Here is a 10117-nt window from a genome sequence, read left to right as displayed (position 1 = left end):
CTCCGTCAGTAAGGAATAATTATTAATGTTTCATTACTAAGTCAATGGTTTTAAGAACGACACCATTATTTTCATTATTTAAGGATGTTCAAGATGAGGCACTTGAGAACTTCTGTGAAACGGGGAGCTTTTACGCTCATAGAATTGCTGGTGGTGATTGCGATCATCGCCATTCTGATCGCATTGCTGCTCCCGGCAGTCCAGCAGGCACGGGAAGCAGCCCGCCGCAGCACCTGCAAAAACAGCCTGAAACAAATCTGCCTGGCGATGCACAACTACGAGAGCACGCACACTACGTTTCCTTATGCACACCGTGGTGGCGCAGGGACGTATCCGTTCTACTGTCATAATCGTGATAGTTGGTTTCACCGCATTCTGCCTTATATCGATCAGGCACCGATGTATAATGCCTATGAAGCGGACTGTTCGAATGTGTCTGCCACCACGAGTAATCACGTGCATAATATTTCAAGCAGCCAGGTATTTGTCCGCACGCCATTACCAATCTTCATGTGTCCTTCAGATATTGGACCTGCGTTTGCAGAAAATACAGGAGTTCGCTGGGCAGGCAGCTATTTAGCTTGTATTGGTTGGGCCAATAACCGTTCAACAGGTACAGATAACGGGATGTTCGGGTATGAAACGAAAACGAAAATGCGCGACATCACTGATGGAACCTCAAGCACAATGATGCTCAGCGAAGCAGTACAGCGCGTGACTGTTCCCACTGGTTTTTCCTGGGGATGTCCTGGTTGTTATTGGATTGGAGGCGCGCACGGCGAAGTCGCATTTACAGCTTACGAGACTCCGAACACGTCTGCCCCGGATCAGAACTATCTCTGCAAAAGCACCACTGATGTGAATGCACCGTGTGTTACGGATCAGGCGAATCGATGGAATTACGCGCGCAGCCAGCATGTGGGAGGGGTGCATGTGGGAATGGCCGATGGTGCAGTGCGGTTCATTTCAGAAAACATTGATCGTGGAACCTACAGATCTTTATCAACCCGATCGGGGAAAGAAGTGGTAGGCGAATTTTAAGTTATTCAAAGACTCGTTTAACCAAACATGTCCCCGGTGTTTTCACCGGGGACAGAATGATGAATCAGGAAACAATATAAATGAAAAGTCTTTCATTCCTTTTGATTTTGGCATGCACGGCAGGAGCATTCGCTGGTTGTGGCGGCGGCAGTGAAGGGCCGGCGACCTATCCCGTGTCGGGCAAAGTCACGTTCGACGGTGCGCCTTTGACCGAGGGGCAGATTATTTTCCGTGACGCTGCCGGGAAGGCTGCCAGCGCTGCAGGAAAAATCGAGAATGGTGAATTTTCCTTCCAGTCAACCGCTGGTAAAAAAGAGGTCGTGATCACGGCAACACGTGAAATTCCGGGGAAAACCGTTGTCGGTGGTGCGCCGGATGAACCCCCCGTTCCGGCGATTGAGCAGTATTTACCGCAGAACTACAATGAAAAAACGACGCTGGAAGCAGACGTGAGTGGCTCGGGTTCGAATGAATTTTCGTTTGACCTGACAGGCAAATAAGCTCAAGACGCGGCCATGAGCCTGATCGTGTCAATTTGCGCGATCAGGCAGGAGGTTCTCGGTGCGCTGCCCGGAATTACTGCTTTTGAATGCATTCTCGTACCAGAATGCGTGTCTGTTTGAAAGCGTGTTTGATGGTATAGGCGCGGGCTTCGAGTTGCTCTTCAGTGTAGTATTTCCCGTGGTCACTTGTAGGAAGGCCTGCGAGTGACAAAGTCAGTGGCAGCAGGTCGAGAAACTCACGATAGCGTCGCTGGACATCATTGCTGGCGGTGGCTGAATCATTCACTTAAAGAATCTCCCTCTGTTCTTACGGCATCGTTTGAGAAATTGGACTGAATTTCAGGGGAACCTGAGCAGATCGCGGCTGTAGATTACCCCGAACCGAACCGCGGCCTCTCCGATTTTCTGCTTAGATTCTCGCAAAGGCAAATCAGAAAAGCAATGGGAAGCCTGGAGAATGAATCGCGCAATATCAGGATTCAAGCCCGCCATTGGCTGTCGAACCACCTTTCGCACGACATTCGCTACGCTGCTTCAGCGTGTCTCTGGAATTCATGCCGACAGGCTAAGCGCCGCCGCCTGATCAGCTCAGCAATGCTTACTGCTTGTTTTTGAGGCCGGTTGACTCCGGTGGTGGCAGAGTGACCGGCGGTAATTCTGGAACCACGGGTCCGCTCTGTTCGCTTTCCTGGTGTGGTGGCTGTTGAGGATAACCCTGTGGCAGCATCTGATACTGCTGAGGATATGCCGGCATCGGCTGCTGGGGGTATCCTTGTTGCGGATAATATTGTGGCGGCATGGGGTACGGGTATGGTTGCGGCGGATAAGCATACTGTTGAGGAGGATAGCCGGCCGCCTGTTGCTGCATTGCCTGTTCGTATGCCAGCTGGGCTTGCCGCTGCTGTTCTGCGGACAGAATCTGGGTATCCCCTTCATAGACTTCTGCAGCCGCAGGCGCTTTCGGAGCAGGGGGCGCAGCCGGGGTGCCTTCAGGCTGATGAACGGGAATATCAAACACGGTATCTGATCCCGTCAAAATCTCTGCGGGAGGAGTTGCGCCGGCGGCCGTTTCCGGATTCGCCTGTATGACTTCTTTATCAACCGTATGGGACATCAGGATTTCAAAGTCGAGCTTGCCTACCTGAATCTTGTCGGCATGAGACAGTTGAACTTCACCCCTGATTCGTTTTCCGTTAACCAGTGTGCCGTTCGTGCTGCCAAAATCGCGTAAACGAACGCTGTATTCATCAACGGTGAAGACACAGTGATGCCGACTGACCATATCACTATTGGGACGCAAGTGGCAGTCTTCTTCCCGGCCGATTAAGAACTTTTTGCCTGTGATCGGAATCAGTTTTCCGTCATGACGACCGCCAATGACCTTCAACGAAATCTGCAACATAAATCGTTCACTCCATAGGTTTCATACAGAACACATCAAAAGTTCTGGAACATGGCATGGCTGAAATGGTTCAACCATCCTATTTCCGGTGACTTGTTTTCATTTTGCCGGTTGATTGGTAGAAAAGAAAAGAAAAATGAACAAGAAACAGAAATGAGTGAAATAACTTCTCGTCATTGAATGAAAGGAGCAAGTTACAATGCTCAAATGGCCCGCATTGTGTGGTTTGACTCACTTCACCGTAAGTAAAAATCCACTACTATTTTCCGTAACACGAAAGATCAATTGAATAAAAACAGGTATTATGTACTTAACGCTATCAGGCGGCTGGCGCTATGTCAATAAGGATAAAACCTACATCGGATATGTAAATGATTTATTAATCAGACATTCATTTTTACTTGATTTTGATAACTCCTGCTGTCTTAACCAATAAGCTTTATTTTTTGCGGGAAGTCCAGGAAACCTGGGTGTATTTTTCTTTTTCCAGTCGGGTGGCCAGTGAAAGCTCTTCGTCAGTCAGGTTTTGAGACTGCAGGGGCAGGCCAATTGCCCGCGAAATGGCTTCTGAAAATTCCTCAGTCAGTTGTGTCAGAAATGTCTCGTTGTACAGGCTGGTTTGCCCGAACTGATTCAACAGCCCGGGAAAGTGGGGGGCGTATTCCGAAGTGAGAAGTAACAGGCTGCCGTGCTGGACAATTGCGCCGCGTCTTCGTCGTTGTGCACTTCCCAGAATTTTGTGCCCGTCAAAGACGAGATCCCGCTCATCGCCGCGACCGAAGCAGAGAAACGGCTCTGACTTGACGGTAATCGAGGTGCCACGAAATTCGACCTGCAGGTCATGGGCCGACAGGACATCAATCAGCGGTTGATGGATGGTGAGGTAAAGATCCGGTAGCGATCTGGAAAGCGGGTGGCTCGCCGGAACCGCGAAGGAATAGGTTAATTCATGGTGGTGTAAAATCGCCCCGCCTCCTGAGAGCCTGCGGACCCGGGGGAGGTTTTTCCAGGTGTCATTCTGGTCCTCAGCTTCATTCTTTTGAAAGTAACCGAGAGAGATCGTCGGCTGGTCCCAGCGATACCAGCGTAATGAGCAGACCTCCTGTGAAGCAGCCGACTCCAGCAGCGATTCATCAACGGCCATATTCCAGCTCCCCGTCAGCGGGGCAGGCTCAATGATCAGACGACAGTGATCCGGGATGGAAGCATGAGTCATACCAGGAGCCCGACTGTGAAGTGACACGTAAGAATGAGAATTGAAATTGCCTATTGCGGCTCGCAGCACTGCAGAATCGGGTTACGGGCCGCGACAACTTCATCTGGTCTACAGATGTTGGTGCTGTGCGGCGCCAGATGCAGGAATGCGGGGTCTTCCTTAAGGATCGTACGGAGGGCTTCCGCGAACGCATCCAGGGTTTCTTTCGATTCGGTTTCCGTCGGTTCGACCATAATCGCTTCAGGAACCACCAGCGGAAAATAAACGGTCGGGGCATGAAAACCAAAATCGAGCAGACGTTTGGCGATATCCATCGCCGTGATTCCATTTTGAGATTTGATTTTTGAAGCAGAGGCCACAAATTCGTGCATGCAGAGGTCGCCATTGGGAACCGGGAGCACGTCCTTTAAAATTGCCTTGAGGTAGTTTGCATTCAGAACGGCATTTTCAGAGACGGCTTTCAAGCCTTTGGCTCCCAGTGTTCGCAGGTAGAGATAACCTCGAACGAGAATGCCGATGTTTCCATAAAACGTGCGGACGCGTCCGATTGATTTGGCAGGCATTTCCAGAACATACCGGTCTTCATCCGCGCTTGCCGTTTCATTGCGTTTGATGACCGGGCCGGGAAGAAATTCGGCCAGGAAATCGCGAACGGCAATCGGCCCTGATCCCGGTCCGCCGGCACCGTGGGGACCGGTGAAGGTTTTGTGTACGTTGTAATGCATCATATCGCCGCCAAAGTCACCGGGGCGGGTGATCCCGAGGATGGCGTTCATGTTGGCGCCGTCGATATAGACCAGGCCTCCTGCGTCGTGGACCATTTGCGCGATTTGTTTGATGTCTTTCTCAAACAGTCCCAGTGTATTCGGATTCGTCACCATGAAGACCGCCGTCTGATCATCCAGATGGGCTTTGAGATCTTCGAGATCAACGAGTCCCGCTTTGCTGCTTGCCAGTTGCACACAGTCGAAGCCGGCAATCGCGGCGCTGGCCGGATTGGTTCCGTGCGCACTGTTGGGGAACAGGACTTTTGTACGTTTTTCACCACGATCTTCAAAGTAGGCTTTCGCCGTCAGCAGCGCTGTAAATTCGCCTTGCGCACCGGCCGCCGGCTGCAGTGAGACCGCAGGCAGTCCTGAAATTTCCGCCAGCATTTCCTGCGTTTCATACAGTAGTTCGAACATGCCCTGCAGGTCAGACGGATTTTGATACGGGTGCAGATCCACAATTCCCGGCAGGCTCGCCAGTCGCTCATGGCGTTTGGGATTGTATTTCATGGTGCAACTGCCCAGCGGGTAGAAGTGGGTGTCCACACACATGTTCAAAGTCGATAAATTGACAAAGTGTCGAATGACGTCCGATTCTGTGACTTCAGGCAGTCCCGTTGGCTCTGTCGCGAGCGCTGATTTCGGAATCAGTTCTTCCAGCGGTTTGACAGGGACATCCGCTGCAGGATACAGGGCACCGCGCCGGCCGGGTTGGGAGAGAGAAAACAATAATTCGGTGGCCAATTGATTTCGCATGGTGATGGTGATTGCTTCGAAATATCTGAACTAGTGAAACGTGTTAAGGAGTCAATTAAGCGGAGGCTACGCTTTCAGTGCCGTCACCAGACGGTCAATTTCTTCGCGTGTTCTTTGTTCCGTGATCGCGACCAGGACTCCGGTCCGGTAAGTCTCGGCACCGTTCTTGAATTCAAACCGGGAGAGTTCCGGCCCCAGATCAAAACCAGCCTGACGTGCTTTGCGGAGCAGATAGTCGGCGCCCTCGGAGCAGCTTACAACAAACTCTTTGAAGAACGCACGATCAGGAAACATGAGATCGATGCCTTCGATTTGAGAAAGTTGCTCGGCCGCATAATGTGCTTTCTGGCAGGAAAGTTCAGCGACTTCACGAATGCCCTGTTTTCCGACGAGAGACAGATAAACGGCGGCGCGGATCGCAATCAGCCCCTGGTTGCTGCAGATGTTACTGGTTGCTTTATCGCGACGAATGTGTTGTTCGCGGGCTTGCAGATTCAGCACGAAACAGCGTTTCCCGTTGCGGTCCACGGTTTGACCAATCAGGCGGCCGGGCATTTTGCGGACAAATTTTTCGCTGCAGGAGAACAGTCCGAGATACGGACCGCCAAACTGCAGAGGCGTTCCCAACGACTGACCTTCCGCGATCGCAATGTCGGCACCGTAATCGCCGGGACGCGTCAGGATGCCGAGGCTGATGGGGTCATAAGAGACCACAGCCAGCGCACCATACTTGTGAGCAATTTCCGTCAGTTGCTCGGCTTCTTCCAGCGTTCCAAAGAAGTTGGGATGCTGGATGACGAGGCAGGCGGTCTGATCATTCATCGCAGCGTCAACGTCAGCCGGATCGACACAACCGTTGTCGCAGGGAACGACGACGACTTCACAGTTCAAGTGAGTCAGATACGTTTCCACAATCTGTAGATATTCCGGATGCAGCGATCCCAGTAATACGACCCGGTCGTGGCGATTGGTAACCCGCATCGCCATGAAAGCCGCTTCACTGACACTCGTGCCACCTTCATACAGACTGGCGTTTGAAACATCCATGCCCGTTAACTGGCAGATCAGTGATTGAAATTCGAAGAAGGTCTGCAGACTTCCCTGACTGGCTTCTGCCTGATAGGGAGTGTATGCGGTATAAAATTCTCCCCGCCTGGCAATTTCATCTACGGCCGCGGGAATGAAGTGGTCATAGGCCCCGCCGCCCAGCATGCAGACCCGTGAGCCCGGACCGACGTTTTTTGCGGCCAGCTGCGAGACGTGCGCCTGCAGTTCCATTTCGGTTAAAGCGGGGGGAATATCGAGGGGGCGGTTCAGTCGCAGCTCGGCGGGGATTGTGGCAAACAAAGCTTCCAGCGAGTCGACGCCGATCGCTTGCAACATTTCCTGCTGCTGTTCTGGTGTGTTAAAGAGGTAAGGCACGGTTCACTCGTTAATAAACGTGATTGTGATAGCGTTGGCGATTCAACGGTTTGATTATAGTCGCGAGGCAAACATTGGAACTCTCTTTTTATCCATTTTAGCCTGTGTTCAAATTTATTATAACGTCTTCAAGGCCATTCGGAGCAAGTGTACTGGCATGCGTGACGCTATCGTTAAATGGGACGCGCTCTCGATGACAGAGCGAAATTGTCTGTCGTGCAGTTGGCCGTTGAGAAATCTCTACCGATGGACAACCGCTTCCAGCGTGGCTGTTTTTTAATGTGCTTCGGACTCACAAAACTTGTGATAATCGTCGGCATTCATGAACTGCTCCAGTTCGGAAGCATTTGAGATTTTCACTTTTGTGATCCAGCCTTTTCCGAAAGGGTCATCAGAAAGTGGTGACTGATCATCCACGAGCGCCTCATTCACTTCAGTGATTTCCCCACTGACGGGAGAATACAAATCGCTGACAGCCTTGACGCTTTCCACTTCCCCGAACACTTTACCTGCTTCACAGGTTGAACCGACTTGCGGAAGCTCAATGAACACGAGGTCGGTCAATTGATTGACAGCAAAATCGGTAATACCTACTGTAGCGATCTCGCCTTCAACGCTGACCCACTCGTGAGTTTTGGTGAATTTTAAGTTGCTCTGATCCATGTTTGCAAAACCCTTGTTCTATTTCCTGACTCAAGAATTCAAAACAGCGCACGTCCTGAGAAAAGAAGTCTAAAGTTCCCTGATAACTCTTCGTTGACGATACAGAGATTTGTTCCGTTTGAAAAGGATTCTATGAGGGAAATTCTACGACTGCTGCAGTATATCTTTAGAGATGCAGAAACAGGGTTTCGCAGTGATGGAAGGGGGCTGGCTGTGGTGAGATTCAGGAGCAGCTGTCTGCCCGTCAGGCAGGGAATAGAGGGAGATCCGTTTAGACGCACCGACAAGTCCATAACCTGATGCACATCCCATTTAACGGATGTGTCACCGGTGCTGTTATATTCGTTCCGAATTGCCCTGGAGACGCTGGCATTAACCTGGACTCAGCCTACTAATGCGGAGGCATATTTTCCTCTTCGACTTTGCTCAGTTTTTCCAGACGCCGGGCATGCCGGCCTCCTTCAAACTCTTCTTTCAGCCAGATTTCAATCATCCGGTTGACGAGCCGGTCTCCGAGCAGGTCGGCGGACAGGCAGAGTACATTCGAATCATTATGCAGGCGGCTCATTTGCGCAGTAATGTCATCGTGGCAGGGAGTTGCTCTGACTCCCGGGAACTTGTTGGCAACGATGCACATTCCCATACCGGTTCCGCAGATCAGGATACCGCGATCAATTTCCTTCGTGCCGATGGCGCGGGCTACTTTGACAGCATAGTCGGGATAATCCACGCTTTCACCATCATCGGGGCCATAATCGAGTGCTTCGTGCCCTAACTGGTTTAAAAGTGTGAGGATCTTGACCTTGGTAGTAAATCCACGGTGATCACTGGCAACTGCAATTTTCATCGAAACTCTTTTATTTAAATGTCGCAAGAAGAATCAAAAACGATGTTTGATATCCGTTCAAATCGCAAACGAGGCATTTTTCTGTTCTGGGCGGGAGTCTAGGTACATTCGCTGCCCTCCCCCGGACTTTCTGATCGAACTCGAATGAATACTCAATCATACTTCGGAAAAAACGCCACCGCCTCATCAGAAGAGGTATTCACAATATCTTCATATATCTAAAAGGGTAATGGTTTACAACCTATTATAGCAAGGCTGTACTTACTGCAGATGTGGAATTTTCTGTTTGTCAAAAAACCATTCAATCCAGGCGGGTAGGGTAAACTAAAGTGTTGTTATTTTAAGAGGCTCTGATCTGATCAATGATCGATTTTAAATGTTTCTCGATTTCTTTTTTGCAATCGACATAACATTGAAAACCGCCGCCAATCGGATCGGAAACGTCTTTGCCCTCGGGGGAAAGCAGTTGAACAACCTCTGCCAGGTCGGGACGCTCAGAGAGAATTGCTGCACGATGCCCTTTTGTCATAGTGTAGAGATGATCTGATTGATCTAGTAACCGCTCAGTCAGTGGCTGGCTCTCATGGCTGCGAATATCAATTCCCTGCTCTGCCAGAATCGTGACGCCTTCCGGGCTGGGGGGCGCGCCAGAGGCGGCAGCCAGCCCGGCTGAACCAATGATAAAGCCGTGATCGGACAATTCATCTTCCTGACAGCCCAGTTTATCAGAGAGTAGTTTACGAAACAGGCCTTCTGCCATTGGGCTGCGGCAAGTGTTTCCTGTGCAAATGAACATGTAAATTTCACTCGACAGTCTGGTTAGAGTGGTTTCGGTGACGACCCCCGGTTGAAGGATGCTCCATTGATTATCGGAAATAGAGACGATGGTAGACTGATCACCAAAGCGGGAAGGGCCGTCATCAATGATTAACGCGATCTGACCCTCGAAATCCTCCAGAACGGCGTCGGCGGTCTGGTATTTTGACTGTTCATTCAGGAGCACCAGCGGAGAGGGGGAGAGACGCATGGTCTGAAAGATAATTTCATGAGCCGGCGCCCGCAGTCGAATTCGGGAGTCGGGGCAGATTTGTGATTGCATTTCAACGGGTAGCTGTGAAAACAGACTGTCCGGGAGAGGGCGGTCCAGCTCCATGACCACAGGACCAGGCCAGCAGCGTTTTGCCAGTTTGCGACCGATGGGGGGCATTTCCGGAAGATAGTCCTGGGCTTCATCAAAGCCTTTCACGCACAGCACCAGCGGTTCCTCTGCTTTGGACAGAGAACGCAGTTTGGTCATCGCGATAGAGCTAAGTGACTGACCTGCGATGACATACGCTGTTGCTGTTGGAAATGCCACTAATTCCCCTTTTGCCAGATATTGAACGGCAAGGTGAATTGCATCTCGAATGTCGTCAGTCTGTTTGAGGTCAATCCGTTCGGTCATGAACAATTTAAGCCTTTGGTTCCTTGCAGAAATTGTTGTCCAGACGCAATTCAACG

10 protein-coding genes are annotated in these 10117 nt (G+C 50.9%); 2 read left to right on the top strand and 8 right to left on the bottom strand.

The window, feature by feature from the left end; all coding sequences use genetic code 11:
- The first annotated feature begins 93 nt into the window (after positions 1 to 93).
- Both Q0294_RS02105 and Q0294_RS02100 read left to right on the top strand, forming a co-directional pair.
- Positions 94 to 1041, top strand: a complete 948-nt coding sequence (locus Q0294_RS02105; RefSeq protein ID WP_299460411.1) for a DUF1559 domain-containing protein — start codon at positions 94 to 96, stop codon at positions 1039 to 1041.
- An 80-nt stretch (positions 1042 to 1121) separates the two neighbouring features.
- Positions 1122 to 1541 (top strand): hypothetical protein, encoded by a 420-nt coding sequence (locus Q0294_RS02100; RefSeq protein ID WP_299460408.1) that lies wholly within the window; start codon positions 1122 to 1124, stop codon positions 1539 to 1541.
- Positions 1542 to 1617: 76 nt separating this feature from the next.
- On the opposite strand, the gene Q0294_RS02095 is transcribed toward Q0294_RS02100, so the two are convergent.
- The 8 genes from Q0294_RS02095 to Q0294_RS02060 form a co-directional block, all read right to left on the bottom strand.
- Positions 1618 to 1830, bottom strand: coding sequence for a hypothetical protein (locus Q0294_RS02095; protein ID WP_299460406.1), 213 nt, complete (start codon positions 1828 to 1830; stop codon positions 1618 to 1620).
- Positions 1831 to 2142: 312 nt separating this feature from the next.
- Positions 2143 to 2946 carry an FHA domain-containing protein gene (locus tag Q0294_RS02090; RefSeq protein WP_299460404.1) on the bottom strand — a complete coding sequence of 268 codons (804 nt, stop codon included), beginning with the start codon at positions 2944 to 2946 and terminating at the stop codon, positions 2143 to 2145.
- Positions 2947 to 3385: 439 nt separating this feature from the next.
- On the bottom strand, positions 3386 to 4162 hold the full coding sequence (locus Q0294_RS02085) for a biotin/lipoate A/B protein ligase family protein (RefSeq protein WP_299460401.1): 777 nt from the start codon (positions 4160 to 4162) through the stop codon (positions 3386 to 3388).
- Positions 4163 to 4212: 50 nt separating this feature from the next.
- Positions 4213 to 5685: an aminomethyl-transferring glycine dehydrogenase subunit GcvPB gene (gcvPB, locus tag Q0294_RS02080; RefSeq protein WP_299460398.1), complete on the bottom strand. Its 1473-nt coding sequence runs from the start codon at positions 5683 to 5685 to the stop codon at positions 4213 to 4215.
- Positions 5686 to 5751: 66 nt separating this feature from the next.
- Positions 5752 to 7107 carry an aminomethyl-transferring glycine dehydrogenase subunit GcvPA gene (gene gcvPA / locus Q0294_RS02075; RefSeq protein WP_299460395.1) on the bottom strand — a complete coding sequence of 452 codons (1356 nt, stop codon included), beginning with the start codon at positions 7105 to 7107 and terminating at the stop codon, positions 5752 to 5754.
- 276 nt (positions 7108 to 7383) lie between these two features.
- On the bottom strand, positions 7384 to 7770 hold the full coding sequence (gcvH, locus tag Q0294_RS02070; protein ID WP_299460392.1) for a glycine cleavage system protein GcvH: 387 nt from the start codon (positions 7768 to 7770) through the stop codon (positions 7384 to 7386).
- A 391-nt stretch (positions 7771 to 8161) separates the two neighbouring features.
- Entirely contained in the window at positions 8162 to 8617 is a 456-nt protein-coding gene (gene rpiB / locus Q0294_RS02065) for a ribose 5-phosphate isomerase B (RefSeq protein ID WP_299460389.1), read from the bottom strand.
- Positions 8618 to 8957: 340 nt separating this feature from the next.
- The gene (locus tag Q0294_RS02060; protein ID WP_299460386.1) at positions 8958 to 10061 is read right to left on the bottom strand and encodes a Sua5/YciO/YrdC/YwlC family protein; all 1104 of its coding nucleotides are present in this window, start codon (positions 10059 to 10061) and stop codon (positions 8958 to 8960) included.
- Positions 10062 to 10117 lie beyond the last annotated feature (56 nt).

The sequence above is a fragment of the uncultured Gimesia sp. genome (assembly GCF_937919775.1).
Classification (GTDB): Bacteria; Planctomycetota; Planctomycetia; order Planctomycetales; family Planctomycetaceae; genus Gimesia.
Note: the sequence above shows the minus strand (reverse complement) of the source record. Positions and strands in the feature narration are given on the sequence as shown.